The 24,925-nt window shown below is 61.8% G+C and carries 22 protein-coding genes; 4 read left to right on the top strand and 18 right to left on the bottom strand.

All coding sequences use genetic code 11. The features are described from left to right. Positions 1-63: 63 nt before the first annotated feature. Together ACW9HW_RS13595 and ACW9HW_RS13600 are read right to left on the bottom strand one after the other, a co-directional pair. Positions 64-696: a response regulator gene (locus ACW9HW_RS13595; RefSeq protein ID WP_095193627.1), complete on the bottom strand. Its 633-nt coding sequence runs from the start codon at positions 694-696 to the stop codon at positions 64-66. 51 nt (positions 697-747) lie between these two features. Further along, entirely contained in the window at positions 748-2,091 is a 1,344-nt protein-coding gene (locus ACW9HW_RS13600; RefSeq protein ID WP_457400300.1) for a cache domain-containing protein, read from the bottom strand. Between the two features lie 368 nt (positions 2,092-2,459). Here ACW9HW_RS13600 and ACW9HW_RS13605 point away from each other — a divergent pair, with 368 nt between their 5' ends. Further along, complete coding sequence (locus ACW9HW_RS13605; RefSeq protein WP_457400302.1) at positions 2,460-4,517, top strand: carbon starvation CstA family protein; 2,058 nt, start codon at positions 2,460-2,462, stop codon at positions 4,515-4,517. Positions 4,518-4,532: 15 nt separating this feature from the next. Further along, positions 4,533-4,730, top strand: coding sequence for a YbdD/YjiX family protein (locus tag ACW9HW_RS13610; RefSeq protein ID WP_008051268.1), 198 nt, complete (start codon positions 4,533-4,535; stop codon positions 4,728-4,730). A gap of 77 nt (positions 4,731-4,807) precedes the next feature. On the opposite strand, the gene ACW9HW_RS13615 is transcribed toward ACW9HW_RS13610, so the two are convergent. The 16 genes from ACW9HW_RS13615 to ACW9HW_RS13690 all read right to left on the bottom strand — a co-directional run bounded on the left by ACW9HW_RS13615 (position 4,808) and on the right by ACW9HW_RS13690 (position 22,672). Beyond that, a complete protein-coding gene (locus ACW9HW_RS13615) occupies positions 4,808-6,433 on the bottom strand; it encodes a HAMP domain-containing methyl-accepting chemotaxis protein (RefSeq protein ID WP_095193631.1) in 1,626 nt (541 codons plus the stop codon). Between the two features lie 383 nt (positions 6,434-6,816). Then, the gene (locus ACW9HW_RS13620; RefSeq protein ID WP_095193632.1) at positions 6,817-7,506 is read right to left on the bottom strand and encodes a GntR family transcriptional regulator; all 690 of its coding nucleotides are present in this window, start codon (positions 7,504-7,506) and stop codon (positions 6,817-6,819) included. A gap of 35 nt (positions 7,507-7,541) precedes the next feature. Next, positions 7,542-8,246, bottom strand: coding sequence for a FadR/GntR family transcriptional regulator (locus tag ACW9HW_RS13625; protein WP_137805228.1), 705 nt, complete (start codon positions 8,244-8,246; stop codon positions 7,542-7,544). 54 nt (positions 8,247-8,300) lie between these two features. After that, positions 8,301-9,614, bottom strand: a complete 1,314-nt coding sequence (locus ACW9HW_RS13630) for a C4-dicarboxylate transporter DctA (RefSeq protein ID WP_095193634.1) — start codon at positions 9,612-9,614, stop codon at positions 8,301-8,303. Between the two features lie 213 nt (positions 9,615-9,827). Then, positions 9,828-9,950, bottom strand: a complete 123-nt coding sequence (locus ACW9HW_RS13635; RefSeq protein WP_457400305.1) for a hypothetical protein — start codon at positions 9,948-9,950, stop codon at positions 9,828-9,830. 251 nt (positions 9,951-10,201) lie between these two features. Further along, positions 10,202-11,509 carry an OprD family porin gene (locus ACW9HW_RS13640; protein ID WP_457400307.1) on the bottom strand — a complete coding sequence of 436 codons (1,308 nt, stop codon included), beginning with the start codon at positions 11,507-11,509 and terminating at the stop codon, positions 10,202-10,204. Between the two features lie 73 nt (positions 11,510-11,582). Then, positions 11,583-12,155 (bottom strand): PPC domain-containing DNA-binding protein, encoded by a 573-nt coding sequence (locus ACW9HW_RS13645; protein ID WP_095193637.1) that lies wholly within the window; start codon positions 12,153-12,155, stop codon positions 11,583-11,585. A 132-nt stretch (positions 12,156-12,287) separates the two neighbouring features. Beyond that, positions 12,288-13,865, bottom strand: coding sequence for an aldehyde dehydrogenase (NADP(+)) (locus ACW9HW_RS13650; RefSeq protein ID WP_457400308.1), 1,578 nt, complete (start codon positions 13,863-13,865; stop codon positions 12,288-12,290). Between the two features lie 20 nt (positions 13,866-13,885). Further along, the gene (locus tag ACW9HW_RS13655) at positions 13,886-14,845 is read right to left on the bottom strand and encodes an amidohydrolase family protein (RefSeq protein WP_457400311.1); all 960 of its coding nucleotides are present in this window, start codon (positions 14,843-14,845) and stop codon (positions 13,886-13,888) included. Then, complete coding sequence (locus ACW9HW_RS13660; RefSeq protein ID WP_095193640.1) at positions 14,838-15,797, bottom strand: amidohydrolase family protein; 960 nt, start codon at positions 15,795-15,797, stop codon at positions 14,838-14,840. Before ACW9HW_RS13660 ends, ACW9HW_RS13655 begins: the two co-directional genes overlap by 8 nt. Before the next feature lie 10 nt (positions 15,798-15,807). Beyond that, the gene (locus ACW9HW_RS13665; protein WP_137805222.1) at positions 15,808-16,266 is read right to left on the bottom strand and encodes a thioesterase family protein; all 459 of its coding nucleotides are present in this window, start codon (positions 16,264-16,266) and stop codon (positions 15,808-15,810) included. Positions 16,267-16,333: 67 nt separating this feature from the next. Further along, a complete protein-coding gene (locus ACW9HW_RS13670; RefSeq protein WP_256590163.1) occupies positions 16,334-18,211 on the bottom strand; it encodes a TRAP transporter large permease in 1,878 nt (625 codons plus the stop codon). A gap of 33 nt (positions 18,212-18,244) precedes the next feature. Then, complete coding sequence (locus ACW9HW_RS13675) at positions 18,245-19,291, bottom strand: TRAP transporter substrate-binding protein (protein ID WP_095193643.1); 1,047 nt, start codon at positions 19,289-19,291, stop codon at positions 18,245-18,247. A gap of 144 nt (positions 19,292-19,435) precedes the next feature. Next, positions 19,436-20,644, bottom strand: a complete 1,209-nt coding sequence (locus ACW9HW_RS13680; RefSeq protein WP_457400315.1) for a CaiB/BaiF CoA transferase family protein — start codon at positions 20,642-20,644, stop codon at positions 19,436-19,438. 1 nt (position 20,645) lies between these two features. Next, the gene (locus ACW9HW_RS13685) at positions 20,646-21,425 is read right to left on the bottom strand and encodes an enoyl-CoA hydratase-related protein (RefSeq protein WP_457400316.1); all 780 of its coding nucleotides are present in this window, start codon (positions 21,423-21,425) and stop codon (positions 20,646-20,648) included. A 107-nt stretch (positions 21,426-21,532) separates the two neighbouring features. Next, the gene (locus ACW9HW_RS13690; RefSeq protein WP_457400318.1) at positions 21,533-22,672 is read right to left on the bottom strand and encodes an iron-containing alcohol dehydrogenase; all 1,140 of its coding nucleotides are present in this window, start codon (positions 22,670-22,672) and stop codon (positions 21,533-21,535) included. A gap of 174 nt (positions 22,673-22,846) precedes the next feature. Here ACW9HW_RS13690 and ACW9HW_RS13695 point away from each other — a divergent pair, with 174 nt between their 5' ends. Both ACW9HW_RS13695 and ACW9HW_RS13700 read left to right on the top strand, forming a co-directional pair. After that, positions 22,847-23,770: a LysR family transcriptional regulator gene (locus ACW9HW_RS13695; RefSeq protein WP_095193647.1), complete on the top strand. Its 924-nt coding sequence runs from the start codon at positions 22,847-22,849 to the stop codon at positions 23,768-23,770. Between the two features lie 85 nt (positions 23,771-23,855). Beyond that, a complete protein-coding gene (locus ACW9HW_RS13700) occupies positions 23,856-24,752 on the top strand; it encodes a hypothetical protein (protein ID WP_457400319.1) in 897 nt (298 codons plus the stop codon). Positions 24,753-24,925: the final 173 nt, after the last annotated feature.

Below are 24,925 nucleotides of genomic sequence, written 5' to 3' on the forward strand. Positions count from 1 at the left end.
ACCATCAATGTTGATTGATAAATCGCCTTCGCGAGCAGGCTCGCTCCCACAGGTTTAAATGCTCTAACGGGAAATGATCCCGTGATCAATGGCGTATTTGACCAGTGCCGCAGGCTTGTCGATGTTGAGCTTGCGACGGATGCTCAGGCGATGGGTTTCCACCGTGCGCACGCTGATGTCCAGTTCCCGGGCCATTTCCTTGTTGTTGAGCCCTTGGGCCATTTTGTACAGCACCTGGCTTTCCCGGGGTGTCAGCTCGTTGTCGGTGCTTTTATCAGCGATCAGCCGCTGGGCGATTTCGGCGCTGTAGAAGGTGCCGCCGCTGGTGATCGCTTCGATGGCCGCGATGATTTCCCGTGAGGGCGCATTCTTGAGCACATAGCCGCTGGCACCGGAGCGCACCGATTCACTCACGTACTCATAGTTATCGTACATGCTCAGCACCAACACCTTGAGCGACGGATACCGGCTGCGCAGCACCCGGGTCAGCTCCAGGCCGTTCATGTCCCGCAGGCTGATGTCGACCAGCAGCAGGTCCGGTTGGCAGCGTCCGACCATCTCGATCGCCTCGGCGCCGTTTTCGGCTTCGCCCACCACTTCCAGGGGCGACATGACGGCCAGCAGCGCCTTGATTCCGTCACGGACCAGGGAGTGATCGTCGACCAACGCGACGCGGATCGGGGAGGGCAGGTTCATCGCAGGCATTCACTCTTGTTGTTTTGGGAGGCGTCAGCGTTTGCCGCCGGGTCATTTCATGGGCAGCAGAACGTCCAGCTCACTGCGTCCAGGTACCGATATCAGGTCGAACCGGCCGCCAAAATGTTCAACGCGTTCACGGATATTACGCAGGCCGATGCCCGCGTGACGACGTTCGACCTGGGCGACGTTGAAACCAACACCGTCATCGACCAGCGTCAGGCGCACGTTGTCTTCAGATCCGTGCAGGGTAATGCAAACGTTTCTGGCATGGGCATGCCGTTCGATATTGGTCAGTCCTTCCTGGACGATGCGGAACAAGGACACCGCCGCGCCATCGACCAGATGGCAGTCGAATTCATTATCGTTGTAGGTCACCCGCAGCCCGCTGCGTTGCTCGAATTCCGCGGCCAGTTGACCGATGGCCGCCGGCAGCCCGAGGGTGTCGAGCAGCGATGAACGCAAATCATGGGACAGGCTGCGGACCTCGCCAATCGCTTCGCCGAGGCGTTCGGTGGCGTCCCGTAATATGCCCAGGCCCTTGTCCTGGCCATTCTCCAGTACGTGGCTGGCCAGCTCGAACTGAAACTTGATCGACACCAGCACCTGGCTGATGCCGTCGTGCAGTTCGCGGGAAACCCGTGACCGTTCTTCCTCTTGCAGGCTGACGATACGTTGGGTCAGACGCTGCAGTTTCTTGTCCGCCAGGCGATGTTCGCTGACGTTCAGGGTCATGCCGGTGGCGAACACAAACAGCACCGCGACGAGGGCGACCACGGCAATCGCCATCATGGTCTTGCGGATGCCCATGGCCACTTCGTCACGGGCCTGCTGGGTTGCGCGTTCAACGTCTTCAAGATAAATGCCGGTACCCAGCATCCAGCCCCAGCGATCCAGCATCACCACGTAGGCGAGCTTGTCGGTCACCTGGCCGGAGGAGGGTTTGTTCCAGGCGTACCGTTGAAAACCTTCGCCGGACTGGGCACTTTTCAGCAACGCCTGGATCACCGGCAGGCCGTGCGGGTCTTTCATGTCCCACAGGTATTTGCCCACCAGCTCCGACTGCCGCGCGTGCATCAGGCTGCGGCCTTCGTGGTCGTAGACGAAGAAGTAACCGTTGATACCGAAGCTGAGTTTGCGCAGTTCCTCCAGCACTTGTTTCTGGGCGTGCGCGTCACCGTGGCCGTCGTCGTACAGCGGCTCGATCAGGCTTTGCGCCATTTCCACGTAGTTTTTCAGTTCCGCGCGTTTGCTCGCCAGAATGCTGTCTTCGATCAGTTGCGCCTGCTGATCACCCAGTTGCCGGTTCAGGGAAATCACCAGGGCGCAGATGACGGCAATGGCCAACACCAGCGGCAGAATCCCGAGCGCGACGATTTTGTGTTTGAGCTGCATCTGCTGGGCTCCTGTCGGGCCGAAGGAGGCGAAGGCCGGCATCATATGCCAAACATAGGCTCGCCCAGTAGCGCTGCTGGACGGAATGACCGGTGGGAGGAATTTCAATGCGAAACCTGTGGGAGCGAGCCTGCTCGCGAAAGCGGTGGGTCAGTCAGCATCGATGTTGAATGTGCCCTCGTCTTCGCGAGCAGGCTCGCTCCCACAGGGATATATGCATCGTCTACGTAGAACTACGTAGACAGCGCGTACGTAGTAACGCGGATTTATTTGTGGACGGCATGCGCGGATATTGGGCCAGCTCCGCACAGCGGACACAATTATAAAAATTACCGCCGCAGTCACAAGCTGTCGGCAGGAGACCCTCTATGCCCCGTCTGGCTAAACACCTCGCCTGGTTTGCCGTGGCCGTCCTGGGAGCGATTGCGCTGAGTGTCGTGGCCCTGCGCCGCGGCGAAGCGATCAACGCCCTCTGGATCGTCGTCGCAGCCGTTGCTATCTACCTGGTTGCCTACCGCTACTACAGTCTGTTCATCGCCAATAAAGTGATGCAGCTCGACCCCAATCGAGCGACCCCCGCTGTGCTCAACAACGATGGTCTGGACTACGTACCGACCAACAAACACGTCCTCTTCGGTCACCACTTCGCGGCCATCGCCGGCGCGGGGCCATTGGTCGGTCCGGTCCTGGCGGCGCAGATGGGCTACCTGCCCGGTACGCTGTGGTTGATCGCCGGGGTGGTGCTGGCCGGTGCCGTGCAGGACTTCATGGTCTTGTTCATGTCCACCCGCCGCAACGGTCGCTCCCTGGGCGATATGGTCCGCGAAGAAATGGGCCGCATCCCCGGCACCATCGCGTTGTTCGGCTGCTTCCTGATCATGATCATCATCCTCGCGGTGCTGGCGCTGATCGTGGTCAAGGCCCTGGCCGAAAGCCCATGGGGCATGTTCACGGTCATTGCGACGGTCCCGATCGCGATGTTCATGGGCATCTACATGCGCTACATCCGTCCGGGCCGCATCGGTGAAATCTCGATCATCGGTGTGTTCCTGCTGCTGGGCTCGATCTGGCTGGGCGGGCAGATTGCCGCTGACCCGGTGTGGGCCAAAGCCTTTACCTTCACCGGTATCCAGATCACCTGGATGTTGATCGGCTACGGTTTCGTCGCAGCGGTACTGCCGGTGTGGCTGATTCTGGCACCCCGTGACTACCTCTCTACCTTCCTCAAGATCGGCACCATCGTCGCCCTGGCGATCGGCATTCTGGTGACCATGCCCGAGCTGAAAATGCCGGCACTGACCCAGTTCATCGATGGCACTGGCCCGGTGTGGAAGGGCGGTATGTTCCCGTTCCTGTTCATCACCATTGCCTGTGGCGCGGTGTCGGGTTTCCACTCGCTGATCGCTTCCGGCACCACGCCGAAATTGCTGGCCAGCGAAGGTCATGCCCGTTACATCGGTTACGGCGGCATGCTGATGGAGTCTTTCGTGGCGATCATGGCCATGGTTGCTGCATCGGTGATCGATCCGGGCGTGTACTTCGCCATGAACAGCCCTGCGGCCATTGTGGGTTCCGATGCTGTTACGGTTGCCCAGACTGTCAGCAGCTGGGGCTTTGCGATTACCCCGGAGGCGCTGCAAGCCGTGGCCAAGGACATCGGTGAAACCACCATCCTGGCCCGGGCCGGCGGTGCACCGACCCTGGCGGTGGGTATCGCGCAGATCCTGCACCACGTCCTGCCGGGTGAAAACACCATGGCGTTCTGGTACCACTTCGCGATCCTGTTCGAAGCGCTGTTCATCCTGACCGCGGTCGACGCCGGTACCCGTGCCGGGCGTTTCATGCTGCAGGACTTGCTCGGCTCCTTCGTGCCGGCGCTCAAACGCACCGAATCCTGGACCGCCAACCTGATCGCCACTGCCGGTTGCGTGGCCATGTGGGGTTACCTGTTGTACCAGGGCGTGATCGATCCGCTGGGTGGCATCAACACCCTGTGGCCGCTGTTCGGCATCTCCAACCAGATGCTGGCCGGTATCGCGCTGATGCTCGGCACCGTGGTGCTGATCAAAATGAAGCGCCAGCGTTACGTGTGGGTGACCTTGTTGCCAGCCGTTTGGCTGCTGATCTGCACCAGCACTGCGGGCTTCATCAAGCTGTTCGACGCCAACCCGGCGATCGGCTTCCTGTCGCTGGCCAAGAAATACAGCGATGCCCTGGCCAATGGTCAGATCCTCGCCCCGGCCAAGGACATCACGCAAATGCAGCATGTGATCTTCAACGCCTACACCAACGCCACACTGACCGCACTGTTCCTGTTCGTGGTATTCAGCATCCTGTTCTTTGCCCTCAAGGTCGGTATCGCCGCCTGGAGCACCAAGGAACGCACGGATAAAGAAGCACCATACCAGGCACTGCCAGAAGCTTGATCGAGGGTTTGCAGCATGTTCAATGACCTCAGTCGTCTCGGAAAATACCTCGGTCAGGCCGCGCGCCTGATGGTCGGCATGCCCGACTACGACAACTACGTCGAGCACATGCAAAGCAAGCACCCGGACAAGCCGGTGATGGACTACGAGGCGTTCTTCCGCGAACGCCAGGAAGCCCGTTACGGCAGCAAGGCGGGGCCGAAGTGTTGTTGAGTCAATAAAAAACCCGGCTGAATAAGCCGGGTTTTTTAATCCCTGTATTCCGTCCGCTTCTACGCTGCGCGAGCCGGTTACAGGCTGAACCTCTGCAGAATACCTCCCAGCCCATCGGACATGGCCTTGAGCTCCTGGGTTGTGCGCACGATCCCGCCCTGGGCGGCAGCGTTCTCTTCTACGCTTTGTGCCACGCGTTCGACGTTACTGGCGACTTGTTCACTGGCTGCGCGTTGTTCCTGTAGCGACAACGAAATGAAACTGACGGCCGCAATGGATTCGTCCAGTGCGCCCTTGATCTTGCTCATGGATTGTCCGGCGCTTTCGACCAGTTTCTGGCCATGGGTCACACGCTCGCAGCCGGCGGACATGCTGTCCTTCGCTTTGACCATCCCGTTTTGTATGGCATTGACCAGGGTGACGATTTCCGTGGTGGATTGGGCGGTGCGTGCGGCCAGGCTGCGAACTTCATCGGCGACCACGGCAAAGCCACGGCCTTGTTCACCGGCGCGTGCCGCCTCGATGGCGGCATTCAGGGCAAGGAGGTTGGTTTGTTCAGCGATGCCACGAATCACTTCGACAATCAGGCTGATATCGTTTGACTGAATCGCCAGCTGATCGATGTCCGATGAGCTTTGCGCAACCAGGTCGGCAATCTGCCCCATCTCCTCGATGGAGGCGTGCATGACCGCCATGCCTTCACCGGTGATTTCGCCGGCTTTCTGTGCAGTGCTTTGGGCCTGTCGAGCGTTGTCGGCGATGTGATTGATGCTCACGGACAGCTCTTCTACCGTGGCTGCCATGGAAGAGGCGGTCTCGCTTTGCAGTGCGGCGCTGCTCAGTCCCTGTTCCGATGATGCAGACAATTGCAGCGTGGCCCCTTCGATTTGTTCGGAGGCCTGGCTGATCTTGCCGATCATATCGCTCAGGCTGTGGCGCATCGCCTGGACGGAGTGCAACACACCCGTCGACGCTCGTTGTCGATCACCGAGCGTGTGAGCCAGGTTTCCTTGGGCAATGTTCGAACTGATCGAAGCCAGTTCTGCCGGTTCAGCGCCGAGCTGGCGACTCAACATCCTGGAGAAGAACAGCGAATAGCCTGCACCCGCTATCAGTGCCAAGGCCAGAATCAGCAGGCAAAGTTGAAGATTGGCGGTGTAGCCGACCTGGTTGAGTTCGAACTGGTTTCTGGCTTCCACCAGTTGAACTTCAATCAACTCGGAAAACTTATCTGACAAGGGGTCAATCAATGGATACAGCTGATCAGTGGCGAATCGTGCGAGCGCTGCATCGTCGTTCTGGCGCAGCATGCCCTGCAAGGTTTGCAGTGGCCCGCGGGTGGCGTCCATCAGTGGGTCGATTTGCGCGATAAGCCGCGTTTCTGCCGGAATCAGTTGCGTCGATTTGTAGGTCTGCCACGTCTGATCGATTTCCTTTTGGGCCTGCTCGATTCGGCTCAGCGATTCCGTTTTGGTGAAGTTGCCATTGCGTGCTTTGTGAGTGGCATCGACGATGTTCACTGCATACAGGTCGGCGATTTTTTTCAGGTCCCGCAACGGGACGACTCGATCGAGGTAGACGGTTTCCAGGCTGCGTACGGCCGATTGCATGCCCTTGAGTCCAAGGCCGCCGACACAGAGTAGTCCCAGCAGTAAAGCACTGGTCAGCAGCAGAAGATGAGTCCTGATTTTCCAGCTTTCCATAGTCCGGTCTTCCTGGGTCAACTAATTCAGTTAGTAATCGAAGGGGGGAGGGGTTTTTTTCGTGCGCGGAAGGCACATTGACATCATGTGCTGAGCGGACGAAAAAAGTCGCGGCCTGACCGGCGAGAAATTACGAATTAGCGACGTCTGACAGAATGAGCTGACGGCGTCTTCTGACCGCTGCCGCAGGTGCTGATCCGCACCTGTTCGCGGTCGAAGGCGGGGAGAAGTGTTGTTGAGCCGGATTTCGGACTGATCGCAGTATTTGTAGGAGCGAGCTCTGCTCGCGATGGACGTCAACGATAACTCGTACTGTCTGAATACACGCGTTGCCCTTGCGTGCATCGCGAGCAGAGCTCGCTCCTACAGTTGTTTTTTTGTGTTTACAGGGCAATGCGCTTTTGGCGCAGCGCTGCCGGTGCGTTCAGCAACATCCCCTCGAGATAGTCCAGGTGTCGACTGAGCAGGGTTGCGGCCATTACCGCATCTCGACGCTCAACCGCCTCCAGAATCCCTTCGTGTGCTCGCCAATCGCAACAATCCTCGACCTGCGCATCCATCTGGGCAATCGCCAGCGATGTCTGCGGCACCAGGCCTTCAAGAAAGTGCGCCAAGGGTGCATTCCCCGCCAACTCTGCCAACGCCAGATGAAAGTCTGTGGATAGTCGAAGTGCCTGGCCGCGCTCGGTGCATTGGCGTTCACGTTCGACGATTGCACGCAAGCGGTCTAAATCCTGGGGGGCGGGGCGCTGACAGGCCAGCCGCACCAGCGTGATCTCGGCCAGCCGTCGGGCGTGCAGCGTTTGCCGGGTTTGTTCTGCGTCGGGCGCGGCGACTCGCGGCCGGTGATGGGTGCGAAGGATGATGATTTGCTGATGGGCCAGGCGCGCCAGCACGCTGCGAATCTCACTGCGTCGAACGCCGAACATCTGTCCCAGGCTGTCCTCGGTAAAGCGACTGCCGGGCAAGAGGCGCTGCTCAAGAATGGCGTCGAAGACCCGCGAATAGAGATCACCCGCAGACATGGGGAAGGGCAGGTCAACAAGAGTTTGCGGTGAGGCTACGCTGTTCATGGCCTGTCTCCAGCTTCAATTTTCAGGTTCGGGGTTCAACGGCTGAGGTTGTCTTCCGGAATGTTCAATTCGATGCCCATCCGCTGACCTTCGCGAAGGATGTGCCGGCGCATCTCGGCACTGGCCTGGGCGCTGTTCTTGCTGCGGATGGCGCGTACCACGGCTTCGTTTTCTTCGAGGCGCTCGGCCAGGTGCTCGGGCGAGTTGCGCAGCACGTCGGCGCTTTGCTTGAGGGCATTGCTGGTCTGCTGCACCACGCTCTGGAAAATCGGATTGGAGGTCAGCGTGAACAGCTCTTCGTGGAACGCGATGTAAGCGTTGACCCCGGCTTCACTGTCACCGGCTTCCAGGGCTTCGCGCATGTCCATCAAGGTCAGGCGCAGTTGCCCCACTTCCTTGCTGCTGATCGACTGCGCCACCAGACCAACGATAAAGGGCTCAAGGGTGTAGCGCAGTTGCAGCACATCTTCGAGGCTCGCGCCGGCCACCGCGCTGTCATGGCTTTGACTGTCGTCCGGGTGGGCATCCAGTACCACCACGCCCTTGCCCGGCATCGAACGCACCAGCCCGAGGGTTTCCAGCACGATCACCGCTTCACGCAGGCTCGGGCGGCTGATGCCCAGTTGCTCGGCCAGTTCACGCTGGCCCGGCAACATGTCGCCGGAGCGCCATTGACCACGGGCCAGAGCGGCCCGAAGTTTTTCTACCACTGAATTGACGACGGTTGACGAGGTAATCACATTTCGCTCCAGGTCGCGATGAATGTGCCCGCCCGTGGGGCGGGCACAGTTTGTTTAAAATTCCTGCTGATGTCCGGGAACAACCGGTTTTCTCGGCTGGAAGGTATACCCCACCTGACCGGAAAGCACTTTGTTTGCCCGTTGGATATCGATGTCTTTTTCCCAGCGGGCGATGGCCACCGTGGCGACGCAGTTGCCGATCAGGTTGGTCAGCGCCCGGCCGATGCCCATGAACCAGTCCACCGCCAGCACCAGCACCAGACCGACCACCGGAATGGCCGGAATCGCGGTCAGCGTTGCCGCCAGAATCACCAGTGCGGAACCGGGAATCCCGTGGGCACCTTTGGAGGTGATCAATGACACCAGCAGAATGGTCAGCAGGTCGGTCATCGCCAGTGGTGTGCCGGTGGCATTGGCAATGAAGACGATGGCCAGGGTCAGGTAGATCGAAAAGCCGTCCAGGTTGAACGAGTAGCCGGTTGGAATGACCAGGCCCACCGTGGAGCTGCCGATGCCCAGATGTTCGAGCTTGCGCATGATTTGCGGCAGTACGGCGTCGGAGGAGGCGGTGCCCATGACGATCAGCAATTCTTCGCGCAGGTATTTGAGCAAGGGCCACATCTTCAAGCCGGACAGGCGCATCACCAGACCGAGAATCAAGGCCACGAACGCCACGCAGGTCAGGTAAAACAGGCCGACCAGGCTGCCCAGATGCTGCAGCGAGTCCAGGCCATATTTGCTGGTGGTGAACGCGATCGCCCCGAACACACCAATCGGCGCCAGGCGCACGATCATGCCCATGATGCGGAAGATCACGTGGCTGAGTTCGTTGATCAGCCTGGAAATCCCCGAGGCCGCTTCGCCCACCAGATTCAGGGCACTGCCGAACAGCACCGAGAACAGCAGCACTTGCAGGATGTTGTTGTCGGCGAAAGCACCGATGACCGAGGTCGGGATCAGGTCCATCAGGAACTGCGTGGTGGTGTGCATGTGCTGGCCGCGCTGGGCGATGTCGCCCATATCGGCGGCGGACAGCTGATCCAGATGAATATTGGCGCCGCTGCCGATGCCGGTGGTGAAGGCGAACACCAGGCCTATCACCAGGGCAATGGTGGTCAGTATTTCAAAGTAGATCACCGATTTGAGGCCGATGCGTCCGACTTTCTTCAAGTCGCCGGCGCCGCTGATGCCGCTGACCACCACGCAGAACACGATCAGGCCGATGAGCATCTTGATCAGTTTGATGAAACCGTCGCCGAGGGGTTTGAGTTGTGCAGAGTATTCGGGAAGGGTCAGCCCGCAGATGATGCCGAGCACCAGTCCGAGAACCACTTGAAGGAAGATTGAACGCGAGCACCATCTGAGCATGGGAGGAATCCTGGTCGGTGTCCTGGCTGCCGTGCGCATGGCGCATCAGATTCAGGACTTAATTATTGTGGTCTTACCGGTATGTCCAGTGCAGGCGCAGTTTAGGCCAGGTTTTTTGCCGAATACAAGGGGAAAGGAGAAAATTGGCATGACCGGTCTGACCAGTGGTGCCGACACCGTTATCTGGTTAGGGGGCAAACCTGAGCGCTATCGTTACGGGCGTTGTATGCCCAGTGCCCGATCAGCTGCCTTGGCCTGGTGAATCAGGCGGCACAGGGTGGTGGCGATGGCGATTGCCAGCAGTGGCCAGTAGATGAACAGCGCATTCAGGGACATGGCGTTTCCTCACGCTGCAAATAGTCTTCATGAAGCCGGCATCCCTCCAGCAGTGAATCGAGTTGATTATCGTACGCTTTTATGACAATGCCGAAATAAGCGATTAATGGCTCAACTGCTAGCTTCTGTGGGAGCGAGCCTGCTCGCGAACGCCGAGTGTCAGGCAACAAAAATGTTGAATGTGATGCCGTCTTCGTCGGAACGCCGCCCGGAGCCGGCTCGCGCCCACAGGTATTGCTTGTCGGGTCGAGTCAGAGCAGTGGAATGCTGTAGCTGACGATCAAGCGATTCTGGTCCTGATCCCGAGACGCCTGGCTGTGGGACTCACCATTGCGCCAGCCGAATCCAACCCCCTTGAGCGGGCCGGACTGCAAGGTGTAATCGAGGCTGATGTCTCGCTCCCATTCCTTCTGAGTCGAACCGCTGGCAGTCTTGATGTTGTCGCCGCTGAGGTAGATGACCGAGGCCTTCAGGCCCGGCAAGCCGAGTGCCGCGAAGTCGTAGGCGTATTGGCCGAACGCGGTGCGCTCGCCCGCGCGGGTGAAGGTCTGGATCAGACGGTCGGTGTACAGGTACAGGCTGGCGCCGCCGGCACCCTTGTCCGGCAGGCCACCCTGGTTGAGCTGGGTGAAGCCGCTGCCGCTGGACACGCTTTGATAACCGGCGGTGAAAGCGTGGGCGCCCAGGGTGTAAATCAGCGCGGCGCTCCAGGTGCGGTTGTCGATTTCGCCGTCATTGCCCCGGGTGTAGCCGCTGATCCGGTAGCCGGACGTCCCGCTGCTGTTTTCACCCGATGAATCGGTATTGAAGTAGCGCAGGTCGGTTTTCAGCGATTGATTGTCGGCGATCGCCAGGGTGTGGATCAGGCCGAAAAACTGCTGCGTGTAGTAGTCGTCCAGGTGTGCGTAGTAATACTGTGCGGTCAGGTCCCTGGTCACTTTCCAGTCGCCGCCGGCGAAGTCGAAGTGGTTGCTCTCCCGCGTACCGCCCGTGGCCGCCAGTCCGGTTTGATCGCTGGAACCCCGGCCTGTCGCGTGTTCGATGCGTCCGCCGATCAAGGTCAGGTCCTTGAACTCGCTCGACATCAGCTGGCCGCCTTCAAAGGTCTGCGGCAACAGCCGACCGTCGTTCGACACCAGGATCGGCAGCTTCGGCATCAACGTGCCCAGGCGCAGTTCGGTTTTCGAGACCTTGACCTTGCCGGTCAGGCCCAGGCGACTCCACTCGTCGACGGCGCTGTTATCGCTGTCCGAGGGAATCATGCTGCTGCCGACGTGGCGCCCCTTGCCACTGTCCAGGGTCACCCCCATCAGTCCCAGCGCGTCGACGCCGAAACCGACCTGGCCGTCGGTGTAACCCGACTTGTAGTCCAGCAGGAAACCCTGCGCCCATTCTTCGGTTTTCGAAGGGGCGGCGGTGCCGTCGCGGTTGTCGTTGTTGAAGTAGAAATTCTTCAGGCCCAGGGTGGCTTTGCTGTCACCCAAAAAATCCGCCTGTGCCTGGTTACCGAGCACGATGCCGCCCAGCGCCAGGGTTGCCGCTATGTATTTACTGCTCATGTATGTCGCCCGTTTTTTATCGTTGGAAGTGGGGAGCTCCCACCGTTGCGGTGGGAGAGGCAGGCGGTCGGGGTCAGATACCCAGGACATTGGCGCCGATGCACGGATCGATCCCGCGCTCCAGGCGACGGGGGTGCACGATGACGGTGATTTCCATCGAGCCGGTGGTCACTTCGAAGTCGAGGATGTGGCCGCCGTAGGCCTGGAACGTGCTGTCGCCGGCGACGCCATGCATGTGAATCGAAGGTTGTTCGTTCTTCCAGGCCACGGAGCCGGTGATGCTGGCCATCTCGACATTGCTGAAGGTCTTGGCGTCGAAGTCCTTTTTATCCTTGTTCCAGAACCCGAATTTCACGTTGCCGAAACCGATGCCGCTGATCGAGGCGCTGGGGATTTTTTCGGCGATGGCCAGTTTGGTCAGTTCCTTGAAGGCGTTGTCGCCCATGCGCAGGACCATCAGATAACCGGTGGCGGTCTTGGTGTAGCGCGGGGTGGTTTCGGTTGCACATTGCATGGGCGTGGTCGTCGCGGTGGTCGATGTTTCGGCCATGGCCGACGGGGACAGGATTGAGCCGATCAGCATGGCGGCGCTGATCGCCAACAGCAGTTTCGACAGGGGTTGTTTCGGTTGACGTTGCACTTGCATGGGACTTCCTCTGTTGTTGTTTTTGTAGGGATGAAGCGTTTTCAGGCACAGCGATGCCCGGCGCCTGGGGGTACCAGGCGCTGCTGTCATGGAACTAACAGTGGGCGAGGGGCGTTGCGTTGATTCGCGGGCTTACAGCGCTTCGCGACTCATGACGCCGTCCAGCAACCGGGCGATGCCCAGCGGGTTGGCGTTTTTCAGTGCGTCCGGCAGCAGGCTGTCGGGGCAATTCTGGTAGCACACCGGGCGCAGGAAACGATCGATCGCCAGGGTTCCCACCGAGGTGCCGCGCGCGTCGGAGGTGGCCGGGTACGGGCCGCCGTGGACAATGGCGTCGCAGACTTCCACCCCGGTGGGGTAGCCGTTGAACAGCACGCGCCCGACTTTCTGTTCCAGCAGGGCCAGCACATCGCCCAGGTTGTCGAGCTCCGTGTCCTCGACCATCAGGGTCGCGGTCAACTGGCCGCGCAAGCCGTGCAGGGCCTGGATCAGCTCGGCCTGGCTCGCCACTTCGACGACGATGGTGGTCGGGCCGAAGACTTCTTCCTGCAGCAGTTCGTCACCCTCGATCAGCAGGCTGACATCGGCCTTGAACAGTTGCGGCCGTGCCTGATTGCCCTGTTGCTCTGTGCCGGCCAGGCGCGTCATGCCCGGGTGAGCACCGAGGTTTTCCAGGCCATGGCAGTAGCTTTTCAGCGCGCCGCTGTTGAGCATGGTCTGCGCCGGTTGCCCGGCCATGACGGCGGCAAAACGTTCGAGGAACGCTGAGAACTCCGGCGAACGAATGCCCAGCACCAAGCCCGGATTGGTGCAGAACTGGCCTGCGCCCAGCACCACGGAAGCGGCCAGCTCGCTGGCGATCTTGTCACCGCGTGCCTTGAGTGCTTCAGGCATCAGCAGCACCGGGTTGATGCTGCTCATCTCGGCGAACACCGGGATCGGCTGTGGACGGGCCGCTGCCATGTCGCACAGTGCGCGGCCACCGCGCAACGAACCGGTGAAGCCCACGGCCTGAATCGCCGGATGCTTGACCAGCGCCTCGCCGACGCTGCCGTAGAGCATGTTGAACACGCCCCTGGGCATATCGGTTTTTTCTGCGGCGCGCAGGATCGCGCCGGCGACGTAATCGGCGGTGGCCATGTGGCCGCTGTGGGCCTTGAACACCACCGGGCAACCGGCGGCGAATGCGGCAGCGGTATCGCCGCCGGCGGTGGAGAAGGCCAGCGGGAAGTTGCTGGCGCCGAACACGGCCACCGGACCCAGGCCGGTGCGGTACTGACGCAGGTCCGGGCGCGGCAAGGGTTGACGCTCTGGCAGTGCCCGATCAATGCGCGCCCCGTAAAAATCGCCGCGACGCAGGGTGCTGGCGAACAGGCGCATCTGGCCGCTGGTACGCGCCCGTTCGCCTTGAATGCGCCCGGTGGGCAGGGCCGTTTCGCGGCAGACCAGGGCGATGAAGCTGTCATCCAGCGCATCCAGTTCAGTGGCGACTGCATCGAGAAAATCGGCGCGGCGTTCGGCCGACAGATGACGGAAGGTCGGGTAGGCACTGGCGGCCGCTTCGGCGGCGGCATTCACTTCTTCCACGGTCGCCGAATGGAAGCGATAGGGCAGCGCATCGCCAGTGCCGGCATCAAAGCTTTGCAGGGTGACGGTACCGCTGGCCGAACGGGTGCCGGCAATATAGTTGTGGCCTGAAACTTCAAACATGGGAACTCCTGAAGGGCTGTTCAAACAAGTCGGTAAAGGCGTCGGGCGTTGTCGTGGAACAGCGCCAGCCGATCGGTGACAGGGCGGTCGCGGACGATGGTCTTGAAGCCGTCGAGAATCTCGCTCATGCCGTTCACCACGCCATCGACCGGGTAATTGGTGGCGAATGCGCAACGGCTGACACCGAAGATCGAAATCGCGTCGTTGACCACCACGCGGTTCGCGTCCACGGGCCATGGCTGGCCGGGGATGCAGATGCCGGAAATTTTCAGTGCGACGTTCGGTTCCCGGGCCAGCAGCGCCAGGTTTTCACGCCAAGCCGCCAAACCTTCACGGGAACGGTCGGACGGCAGCGCCGTGTGGTTGACCACGATGGTCACGTCGGGAAAGTCCCTGGCCAGCTCGGCCGCTTCCGGCAGGTGCCACCAGGGCGCCTGCAATTCGAAGTGCAGGCCGTGCTCCGCCAACAGGGCGTAGCCGTCCCGCCAACGTGGATCACGCAGGGAACCGGGCGCGGCGAAATGTTCACGCCAGTCTTCACGGCGGACGACCGTCGGTTTGTGGCGTATGCCGCGCACCAACGGGTGTCGGGCGTACTCACGCAACAGGTCGGGAGCGTCTTCGCGGTCGAGCCAGGCCTGGGCCACCATGGCGGCCAGGGTCGGTTCATCCTCGGCCAGCGACTCGACAAAACGCACTTCTTCCAGTGGCGTTGCCGGGTCCCACTCGCCCTCGATCAGTACGGTCTGGACAATCCGGTGCACGCCGGTCAGGCGGCGATAGTCCCAGGGCAGGAAGTTGCGGCAGATCGACGAGTAATCGCCGTAGCGAAACGGCCGCAACGGCCGGTCGTTCAGCCACGGGTAGTAATGGGCGTCGATATCGAAGTAGTGCTGATGGGCATCGACGATGGGCAAGTCGGCGTCATCGCCGCTGGCCAGGAAACGCGCGCGCCAGTCGATGGCCGATGGGTCATTCATGGCGGGTCTCCAGGCGGTAGAAACGTTGGGCATTGCCGGCGAGCACCGCTTCCTGAACCTCGCGGCCCATGGGCGCAAGCATCGCGGCGACGCCATCGGCGAGGGTGTCGTAGGTGGCGCGCAACCCCGCCACCGGGAAGTTGCTGGCGAACATGCAGCGCTCGGCGCCGAAGATCTCCAGCGCGGTGAGCACCACGATGCGATTGTCCTCGAAGCGCCACGGCGAATCCTTGAGGCCGAATTCCGAGAGCTTGATGTGCACGTTGGGTTGCAAGGCCAGGGCTTCCAGGCCCTTGCGCCAGCGCGCCATGCCTTCGGGGCTGCGGTCCCAGGCGAAACCGGTGTGGTTGAGGGCGATGCGGATCCGCGGAAACATCGCTGCCACTTGCGCCGCTTCCACCAGGTGCCACGGCGGCACGCGCAGGTCCCAGGACAAGTCGTAGCGCTCGAGCAGGGCAAAGCCTTCGAGCCATTTCGGGTCCTGCAGGGTGCCAGGCGCTCCGGCGATCGAGACGTTTGGCGAGGCCGACGTCACCGGTTTCGAACGGATACCTTTGACCAGCGGCCGGGCCGCCTGGGCCGCGAGGATCTCGGCGCTGTCTTCGCGATCGAACCAGGCGTGGGCGACGATGGCGTTGGGGAAACCGTAGCGGGCGTTCACCTGTTCCAGCCAGCGGGTTTCGGCGACCTGCTCATCCCGGGCGCGCTCGGCCTCGACATGCACCGTGCCGATCAAGCGTTGATTTTCGGTCAGCGCGAGGAAGTGCCCGGGCAGGAAGTCACGGCGCAGGGAATGGTAGTCACCGAGGAAAAAGTCTTCGTGATAGTCGTCTTGCAACCAGGGGTAGCGGCCGTTGCCGAGGTCCCAAAGGTGATGGTGGGCATCGACGATCGGCAGTGCATCCTTGGCCGCGAGGTTGGGCAAGCCGTTGCGTTCATGCAGGGTGATCATGTCGAGGCACTCAACGCGACGCAGTGAGGCGTGCAGGACTGAGCGCGCCATCATCGACTTCGCCGGCTTCGGCTGCGGCCGCCTTGGCCTGTACGCGGCTGCGCAGTTTGGCGACGTTGACCACCACCCGTGTGTGCGCCGCCGTCGCCACCAGTTCCACGTCATCGCGCACTTCGACATTGAAGGTGACGCTGCGGCCTTCGATGCGGGTGACCGTGGCCACGATGCTCACCGACATGCCCAGCAGCGTGGCGCCCACGTGGCGGATATCCACCGCCGCGCCCACGGTATTTTCGCCGTCGTCGAGGAAGGTCAGCAGGTAGTCCAGGCAGGCCTGCTCGATGTCGTCCACCAGGCGCGGGGTGGCGTAGATGCGCAAGTCCTCGCCAAGAAACGAGATGGTACGCGGCGGATCGACGATCAGCCGGCGTTCGGTGGTGGAGCCGGTTTCCAGGGTGGAGAAATTCATAAGCAACCTCGTGTTTGAGTGTCGACGGTCGCGGCGGCGACCGTCGGCAGGGGTGTCAAAAGGTGATTCAGGACGGCAGGAAACCGATGGAGATCCACGGCACGGCGATCAACACCGCCAGGGCTACGACCAGCGCACCGAGGTACGGCCAGACCCGGCGCATGGCACCGCTCGGATCGACCTTGGCGATGGCGCAGGCGGCATAGAACCCCACGCCGAATGGCGGCGCGAACAGACCCAGGCCCATGGCGAAGATCGCGACCATGGCGTAGTGCACATCGTTGATGCCCATGGTCTTGGCAATCGGGAACAGCAGCGGCCCGAACAACACGATGGCGGGGATGCCCTCCAGGAAACTGCCGAGCAGGATGAAGGCCACGGCGGAGATGATCAGGAAACCCCAAGCGCCACCGGGTACGGTCGACATCACCTGCGCCAGCTGGTGGGAGAAGCCCGACTGGGTCAGGGCCCAGGCCATGGCGGTGGCGCTGCCGATGATGATCAGGATCGCGCCGGACAGCGACGCAGTGCTGACCAGGATCGGGTACAGGCGCTTCCACTCGAAGCAGCGGTAGCACAGCAAACCGACGATAAAGGTGTAGGCGACTCCGATGGCGGCCACTTCGGTGGCAGTCGCGACGCCCTCGACCACTGCGGTGCGGATCACGAAGGGCAGGGCCAGGGCCGGTATCGCCAGCAGTAGCGAGTGGCCGATTTCCTTGCCCGAGGCGCGTTTGCCGGTAGAAGCCTCGCCTTTGCGGTTTTTCCACCAGATCACCACCGCCATGGCAATCGCACCCACCACCGCCGGCATGAAACCGCCGGTGAACAGCGCGGAAATCGACACACCGGTGACCGAACCGATGGTGATCAGCACCAGGCTCGGCGGGATGGTTTCCGACATCGCACCGGAGGCATTGAGCATCGCCACCAGCTCGTTTTCATCTTCGCCGCGTTTCTTCATTTCCGGGAACAGCGCCGGGGCGATGGCTGCCATGTCGGCCGCTTTCGAGCCGGAAATCCCCGAGATCAGGTAGATAGCACCGATCAGCACATAGGACAGCCCGCCGCGCACATGGCCAATCAACGAGCACAGGAAGCGGATCATCGCCCGCGCCATGCCCATGGCTTCGATCAGTGCGCCGAGGAACACGAACAACGGAATCGCCAACAGGATCAGGCTGGCCATGCCTTCGTCCATGCGGCCGACCACCAGCGTCAGCGGCGTGCTGGTCATGGTCGACAGATACGCCACGGTGGCCAGGCCGAACGCAACCATGATCGGTACGCCGATGACGATCATGCCCATCACGCCGATCATGAAGAACACGATCAGGTTCCAGTTGCCCATCAGCAGCAGGGTGCCTTCACCGGCCCAGAGCAGCGCCGCCAGCGAGCCGAGCATCGCCACCGACACGGTGAAGTCGATCAGCCGTGCGCTGGTCAACAGCCGTGCGACGCAGGTCAACAGCATCAGGCTCAGGCCGACGGCGATGGCCGACACGCGAAACGCGTTGGGAATTTCCAGGGCGGCGGTGGTGATGATCCATTCATCACTGACGAACTCCCAGGCCGGCGAGAACAGCATCACGATAAAGGTGATGACGATCACCGCGCCGAAGGTGTCGACGAAGGCGCGTTTTTCCGCCGGCAGGCGGGTGATGAACGAGGTCAGGCGCATGTGCTCGCCGCGCCGCATCGCCACCACCGAACCGAGCATCGCCAGCCACAGGAACAGCAGCGAGGCCATTTCGTCGCCCCAGACAATCGGCTGGTTGAGCACGTAGCGGGAGAACACGTTGCAGAACAGCAAGGTGACTTCGAGGATCACCAGCAGCGCGGCGCTGCCCTCGGTCGCCCAGCGCAGGGCGGTGTCGAGGGAGCGGCCAAGGCGCAGTGCGGTGTGGCGTGGGCTGAGTCGTTCAGCAGGAGAAACGTCCGTCATAGGTATCTCGTTTTTCATGACTGTGTCTCCGACTCAGGACAATTGACCCGCGTATTGTTCAAGCAGGTTCCAGGCTTCATCGCCGTATTTCTGTTTCCACTGGGTGTAGAAACCTTTCTTCTGCAGGTCGGCGCGGAACAGTGAGCGGTCGACCTTGTTGAAGGTGATGCCCTGGGCGGTCAGCGACGGTTCCAGGCTGGCGTTGAGGTCGATCACTTGTTGACGTTGAACCAGAGCGGCGGCGTTGATCTGCCGGGAGACGATTTCCTGCACGTCCTTGGGCAGTTTCGGGAAGGTCTTGCCCGAGCCGAGGATCCAGAAACCGCCCCAGATGTGGTCGGTCAGCGAGCAATATTTCTGCACTTCATAGAAACGTGCCGACTCGACCACCACCAGCGGGTTTTCCTGGCCGTCGACGACTTTGGTCTGCAACGCCGAGTAGGTTTCGTTGATGCTGATGCCGGTGGGGGCGGCACCGAGGGCGCTGAACATGGAGGTCCACAATGGGCTGACCAGTACACGTAACTTGAAGCCGGCGAGGTCTTGAGGGGTGTTGATCGGGCGGGTCGAACTGGTGATCTGGCGGAAGCCGTTGTTCCAGACTTTCTCCATCGGGACCAGCCCGACCTTGGTGGTCTGGGCGCGCACGTAGTCGCCCAGTTTGCCGTCCAGCGCGGCCCAGACAGTTTCATAGTCCTTGAAGGCGAACGGCATGCTCTCGATGGACATCGCCGGCACCAGGGTGGAGAGAATCGCACCGGGCAGGGGAATGAAATCCACCGCACCGGCGCGTACCTGGGACAGCATGTCGGTGTCGCCGCCCATGGAGGCGTTGGCATACACCTGCAGGTCCACGGCGCCGTTGGTTTCGGCCTTGATCGCTTCGGACGCGGCCTTCATCTGTTTGTTCAGCGGATGGGTGTCGGGCAGGCTGCTGCTGTAGCGCAACACGATGGGTTTGGTCGCGGCAAACACGCCGCTGGTGGGTAGCAGGCTGGCGGCGAATGCACCGCCAACGGTGACGCCGGCACCGACCAGGAAAGATCGGCGGCTGACGGCTTCGGTCAAGATACGGCTCATGGTGTTCACCTTTTGTTTTTGTTCTTGTTGTTCTTTTTGTGGGAGGGCGCCTGCTCGCGAAGGGGCCGGGTCAGTCAACATTTATGCTGAATGACACACCGCATTCGCGAGCAGGCTCGCTCCCACAGGTATCGATTCGGCGGTTCAGGAGGCCAGCGCCAGCACCGCCTTGCTGCGAATCAGGTCATCGATTTCGTCTTCGGCATAACCGCTTTCCTTGAGCACCTCGCGGGTGTGCTCGCCGAGCAACGGTGCCGGGCGGCTGGTGTGTGGCGGAGCGTTGTCCATGTCGGAAAAGTGAATCGGCAGGCCCATGCCGCGCACGCGGCCTTCGGTCGGGTGTTCGGTTTCCACCACCATGCCCCGTGCCCGGGTTTGCGGGTGGGCGAGGGCGGCGGCGATGTCCAGGACCGGTCCGGCGGGCAGGCCGAGGCTGTCGAACAGCACCATCCACTCATCGGTGGTGCGGGCCACCAGCACTTCGTTGAGGATTTCCACCAGTGCCAGACGGTGCTGCATGCGCAGGGCGTTGCTGGCGAAACGTGGGTCGGCCTTGAGTTGCGGAACGGCCAGGGCTTCGACCAGACGTTCGTAGTTGGCCTGGTTGGCGGCGCCGATGTTGATCCAGCCGTCGGCGGTGCGGAACACTTGGTACGGTGCGCTGGTGGAGTTGGCCGAGCCCATTTTCGGCAGGATGGTGCCATCGGCGAAGTAGGCCGCCGCCGGCCAGAACATCTGTTGCAGGCCGGCTTCGAACAGCGAGGTGTCGACCATTTGCCCCAGCCCGGTTTTCTGTTTCGCGGCGTAGGCGGCGCAGATACCGAGCGCGGCGAGGATGCCGGAGTTGATGTCGGCCACCGGCGAGCCGGCCTTGACCGGCTCACGCCCGGCTTCACCGGTCATGCTCATCATGCCGCTCATGCCTTGGGCGATCAGGTCGAAACCGCCCTTGTCGCCGAACGGGCCGCTGCGGCCGTAACCGGAGATCGCGCAGTAGATCAGCCCCGGGTTCAGGGTTTTCAGCGTGTCGTAGCCCAGGCCGAATTTCTCCATGGTGCCGGCGCGGTAGTTTTCCGTGACCACGTCGGCGTCCATCAGCAGGCGACGCAGCACGTCGCGGCCGCCGTCGGTCTTGAGGTTCAGGCCGATGCCGCGCTTGTTGCGGTTGACCACCATGAACGAGGCGGACTCGCCGCTGGCCATGATCGGCGAGAAGCGCCGGGAGTCATCGCCGTCGGGCACTTTCTCGACCTTGACCACGTCGGCACCCATGTCGGCCAGCATCATGCCGCACACCGGCCCGGACATGATGTGAGCCAGTTCTACCACGCGCATTCCTGTCAGCGGTCCCATGTCATTTACCCTCGAATTGTGGTTTGGCTTTGGCGATGAACGCCTTGAGACCGATCTGAAAATCGTCGGTGTCGTAGCAGAAGTAGCTGTGGTCGATCTGCGCCGCACTGGGCGCCTGGCCGGCTTCGAGCTGGCGTGCGGCCTGGCGGTGCCAGCGGGCGACCAGAGGCGCGCCGTTGGCGATGCGCCGGGCGGTGGCGAGGGTTTCGCTCTCGACTTCGGCGTCGGCGACGACCCGGGTCACGAGGTTTTTCACGTAGGCGTCCTGGGCATCGAGGATGCGACCTTCGAGGAGGATTTCCAGGGTGGTGGAACGCCCGGCCAGCGCCACCAGCCCGGCCATTTCGTCATAGGACATGACCAGGCCGAGCTTGCCGACCGGCGCGCCGAAGCGGCTGGACGTGCCGCAGATGCGCAAGTCGCACAGCGCCGCGATCTCCAGGCCGCCGCCGACGCACACGCCGTGGATCATCGCGATCACCGGGTGCCGGCAGTCGGCAACCGCGCGCATCGCCGCCGAGGTGACTTCGGCATACACGCGGGCTTGGGAAGGATTGGCGCGTACGTTTGGAAACTCACCAACGTCGGCACCGGCGGCAAAGGCCTGTTCGCCTTCGCCGCGCAACACCACGCAGCGCACACTCGGGTCGGCGGACAGTGTGCTCATGACGTCCCCAAGGTCCTGCCACATGGACAGGTTGAGGGCGTTCATTTTTCCCGGGTTGCTGAGGGTGACGATGGCAAGGTTGTCTTGCCGTTCGAAAAGGACAGTGGGCTTCATGGTTGTTCTGCCATCGCTGCTTCACGTTTCACGAGAACGTAAGCGTGATCGCGGCGATGGGTTGGCCTCCTGAATTTTTATTGTTGGAAAGCAGGGTGCGGCGGTGCTTACAGCGATTGCCGGAGCATCGTCAGGTAGTCCGCGCTGGATGCCTCGCGCGGGTTAGTCTTGTGGCTGTGATCGTGCAGCGCGCCCTCGATGATGTGCTCGAACAGGCTTTCGTCGACGCCGATTTCCCTCAGGCGGGTCGGCAGGCCCAGGCGCCGGGTCATGGCCTCGATGGCTGAACCGATGTTGGCGTCCGCTGCCAGACCCATGGCATGGCGCAGGCGTTCGAGCTTTTGCTCGTTGCGCACGGTGGGGGAGTCAGCGTTGAAGTGCACCACCGCCGGCAGGAATATCGCGTTCAAGGTGCCGTGGTGCAGTTTCGGATTGATGCCACCCAAGGCATGGGACAGGCTGTGCACGCAGCCCAGGCCTTTTTGGAACGCCAGTGCGCCCTGCATCGACGCACTCATCATGTTCAACCGCGCCTGGCGATCACCGGGCTCGGCGGTGGCGCGCTCGATGTGGCCCCAAGCGCGCCACAGACCGTCGAGGGCGATGCCGTCCGCGGCCGGGTTGAAGGCCGGCGCCATGAAGGTCTCGATGCAATGGGCGATAGCGTCCATGCCGGTGGCGGCCGTGAGCATCGGGGGAAGGCCGAGGGTCAGTTCGGGATCGCAGATGGCCACGCGGGGTACGACATAGGGGGAGATCACGCCGACCTTGCGACCGTCGTCGAGAATCAGAATGGCCCCTCGGCCGACTTCGCTGCCGGTACCGGCGGTGGTCGGGATCGCGATCAACGGCGCGGTGGCCGAGGTGATGCGTTCCAGTCCGCCCTCGATCACCGCAAAGCTTTGCAGCGGGCCGTCATGGGTGGCACACACCGCCACACCCTTGGCCAGGTCGATGGAGGAACCACCGCCAACCGCGATGATGCCGTCGCACTCGCCCTGGCGGTATTGCGCGACCGCTTCACGCACGGCGTGTTCGTTCGGGTTGGGTGGGGTCGCGTCGAAGATCGTGTAAGGGCGGTCGGCACCGAGAGCGGCGATGACCTTGTCGACGATGCCGGCATTGCGCACGCCCGGATCGGTGACAATCAGTGCACGGGTAATGCCGGCACGCTCGGCTTCGGCGGCCAGGTGCGCCAGGCTGTCGTAGCCGAACTGGATTTTGGTGACGTAATTGATGAGGGACATGATTCACCACAAGTTATACAGGATTGTTATTGTCGCAATCGGTTCGCGGCGCCAGCGCCGTGGCGCTATGGTCAAACCCATTGCATTGCCTGACTGTGGAGTGGACTATAGGGCCGTCGTGGTGACCCCGATACTGACACCTTTCGATACCTCTATAACTTTTAGTTAACCCTGATGACGCCCTCACTCAACTCGATCATGTCCCGTTTGCACATCAAGCAATTGCGCTTGTTGATAGCCCTTGATGAGCACGGATCCTTGCTGGGCGCGGCCAAGCAGGTGGCCCTGACCCAGCCCGGCGCGAGCAAGGCGCTGCAGGAAATCGAAACCACCTTCGGCACTTCGCTGTTCACCCGCACTAACCGCGGGCTTGAGCCAAACGATGCCGGGCGCTCGGTGATTCGTTACGCGCGGTTGATCCAGACCGATCTTGCGCACCTGCGCGAAGAGATCATCGGCATCATGAGCGGCGAGGGCGGGCGGGTGTCGGTGGGCACCATCATGGGCGCCGTGCCGCTGCTGACCACGGCGATCAGCCGGGTGATCGCCGACAACCCGAAAATGTCCGTGGAGATCGTCGAAGACACCAGCGCCGCACTGCTGGGCCAGCTCGATGCCGGACGACTGGACCTGGCGATCTGTCGCACCACCATCAGCACCACACCCTATCTGTATGAGAGCGCGACTTTCGTCGAGGAAACCCTGGCGGTGATCGCCAGCACCCAGCATCCATTCGCCTATGCCAGGAGGCTGACCTTGAAGGATCTGGTGGATTATCGCTGGGTGGTCTACCGCGCCAACATGCCCATGCGCCTGCTGCTGGAACGGGAATTCCACGAAGCCAACCTGCGCTTTCCGGTGCACTTGCTGGAAACCACGTCGGCCTTTGCCACGCTGTCGTTGTTGCAGGAGAACCCGACGCTGGTGGCGCTGGTCTCCACCGACGTGGCGAATTTCTGTTCCGGCAACGGCTTCACCACCACGCTGCCGCTGGCCATTACCTCGCGCAGCGAGCCGTATGAGCTGGTTTCGCGCAAAGGCGTACCGGATTCACCGGCGGCCAGACTGCTGCGCCAGGCGTTGTTGAACCCAACCTGATCCGCTGCTTTTTGCTTCTGCTGAGCCTTTGCTCAGCGAGAGTGCGGCGCTAGAGTCAGACGCGCATTCCAGGGGACTTCAGGCCATGTACAGCGCGCTGGACATACCGGGCGGCGCTCGGCAGTTTCACGACCGGATCTATGCCGCCGAGATCATTCGCGTCACTGACTTGCCGACCATGGCGGCGCTGGTGGCGGTCGCCCGTGAGTTGCTCGAAGAGGCGCTGCATCCGTGGTCGCCGCCAGCGATTCATCGTCACCTGAGCCACAGCGAGCAGACCGTACGTTTTTCCCGGTGCCAGAACGCTTTCGCCAGCTCTGCCGAAGTCCAGCGGCGCTGGCAGGCGGTCGTCCAGAGCATCGGGATTGACCTGGATGCCCTGGCTTGCGATCGCTTGCACCTGCGTTTTCAGCCGCACCGTGAGCCGCAGAACGTCGTGCCACGCGCCCGCACCACGGCCACCATCGCCTTTCACCGCGACACCTGGGGCTCGAATCTGTATGCCCAGACCAATTGGTGGGCACCGATTTATCCGATCACCACGGGGCGCACCTTCGCCTTGTATCCGGCGTTGTGGCAGCGACCGCTGCTCAATTCCAGTGCGGATTTCGACATGCAGGCGATTTTGCAACGCTCCCATCGCGACGGTCGCAACGCGGTGGATGCCGACGAGGCCATCCCGCATCTGCTGGAGGCGATCGATCCGCAGCAGGGCATTGCCGTCGATATCGCACCGGGCAGCCTGATTGCCTTTTCCGGCGCACATGCCCATGTCGGCGTCGGCAACAGCACTGGATTGACGCGGATCTCCTTCGAAACCCGCTCGATTCTGATCGACGATCTGCGGACCGGGTTGGGGGCGCCCAATGTCGACGGCCGTGCGCCGTGGATGACGCCGGGGCTGTTTCGGCGTTTGAGCGATGCCAGGCGCCTGAACGAAATCCTCGGTTGCGGATTTATCGAGCCCTATATCCGGCCCTGAAGCCATTGAATCCCTTGTGGGAGCGAGCCTGCTCGCGAAGAGGGCGTTTCAGTCGACATCAATGTTGTCTGATGCATCGCATTCGCGAGCAGGCTCGCTCCTACGAGGGGGCTGGCGAGGCATCAAATCGCCTGTTCAATTCAAACCGGGATAGCCGTTTGTCAGGCGTATCG

The organism is Pseudomonas sp. SDO5532_S415 (genome assembly GCF_054071155.1).

Excerpts from the sequence above, each read along its gene's own strand:
- ACW9HW_RS13595 (WP_095193627.1), bottom strand. The coding sequence starts at position 696 with ATGAACCTGCCCTCCCCGATCCGCGTCGCGTTGGTCGACGATCACTCC.
- ACW9HW_RS13600 (WP_457400300.1), bottom strand. The coding sequence starts at position 2,091 with ATGCAGCTCAAACACAAAATCGTCGCGCTCGGGATTCTGCCGCTGGTG.
- ACW9HW_RS13605 (WP_457400302.1), top strand. The coding sequence starts at position 2,460 with ATGCCCCGTCTGGCTAAACACCTCGCCTGGTTTGCCGTGGCCGTCCTG.
- ACW9HW_RS13610 (WP_008051268.1), top strand. The coding sequence starts at position 4,533 with ATGTTCAATGACCTCAGTCGTCTCGGAAAATACCTCGGTCAGGCCGCG.
- ACW9HW_RS13615 (WP_095193631.1), bottom strand. The coding sequence starts at position 6,433 with ATGGAAAGCTGGAAAATCAGGACTCATCTTCTGCTGCTGACCAGTGCT.
- ACW9HW_RS13620 (WP_095193632.1), bottom strand. The coding sequence starts at position 7,506 with ATGAACAGCGTAGCCTCACCGCAAACTCTTGTTGACCTGCCCTTCCCC.
- ACW9HW_RS13630 (WP_095193634.1), bottom strand. The coding sequence starts at position 9,614 with ATGCTCAGATGGTGCTCGCGTTCAATCTTCCTTCAAGTGGTTCTCGGA.
- ACW9HW_RS13635 (WP_457400305.1), bottom strand. The coding sequence starts at position 9,950 with ATGTCCCTGAATGCGCTGTTCATCTACTGGCCACTGCTGGCAATCGCC.
- ACW9HW_RS13640 (WP_457400307.1), bottom strand. The coding sequence starts at position 11,509 with ATGAGCAGTAAATACATAGCGGCAACCCTGGCGCTGGGCGGCATCGTG.
- ACW9HW_RS13645 (WP_095193637.1), bottom strand. The coding sequence starts at position 12,155 with ATGCAAGTGCAACGTCAACCGAAACAACCCCTGTCGAAACTGCTGTTG.
- ACW9HW_RS13650 (WP_457400308.1), bottom strand. The coding sequence starts at position 13,865 with ATGTTTGAAGTTTCAGGCCACAACTATATTGCCGGCACCCGTTCGGCC.
- ACW9HW_RS13655 (WP_457400311.1), bottom strand. The coding sequence starts at position 14,845 with ATGAATGACCCATCGGCCATCGACTGGCGCGCGCGTTTCCTGGCCAGC.
- ACW9HW_RS13660 (WP_095193640.1), bottom strand. The coding sequence starts at position 15,797 with ATGATCACCCTGCATGAACGCAACGGCTTGCCCAACCTCGCGGCCAAG.
- ACW9HW_RS13665 (WP_137805222.1), bottom strand. The coding sequence starts at position 16,266 with ATGAATTTCTCCACCCTGGAAACCGGCTCCACCACCGAACGCCGGCTG.
- ACW9HW_RS13670 (WP_256590163.1), bottom strand. The coding sequence starts at position 18,211 with ATGACGGACGTTTCTCCTGCTGAACGACTCAGCCCACGCCACACCGCA.
- ACW9HW_RS13675 (WP_095193643.1), bottom strand. The coding sequence starts at position 19,291 with ATGAGCCGTATCTTGACCGAAGCCGTCAGCCGCCGATCTTTCCTGGTC.
- ACW9HW_RS13680 (WP_457400315.1), bottom strand. The coding sequence starts at position 20,644 with ATGGGACCGCTGACAGGAATGCGCGTGGTAGAACTGGCTCACATCATG.
- ACW9HW_RS13685 (WP_457400316.1), bottom strand. The coding sequence starts at position 21,425 with ATGAAGCCCACTGTCCTTTTCGAACGGCAAGACAACCTTGCCATCGTC.
- ACW9HW_RS13690 (WP_457400318.1), bottom strand. The coding sequence starts at position 22,672 with ATGTCCCTCATCAATTACGTCACCAAAATCCAGTTCGGCTACGACAGC.
- ACW9HW_RS13695 (WP_095193647.1), top strand. The coding sequence starts at position 22,847 with ATGACGCCCTCACTCAACTCGATCATGTCCCGTTTGCACATCAAGCAA.
- ACW9HW_RS13700 (WP_457400319.1), top strand. The coding sequence starts at position 23,856 with ATGTACAGCGCGCTGGACATACCGGGCGGCGCTCGGCAGTTTCACGAC.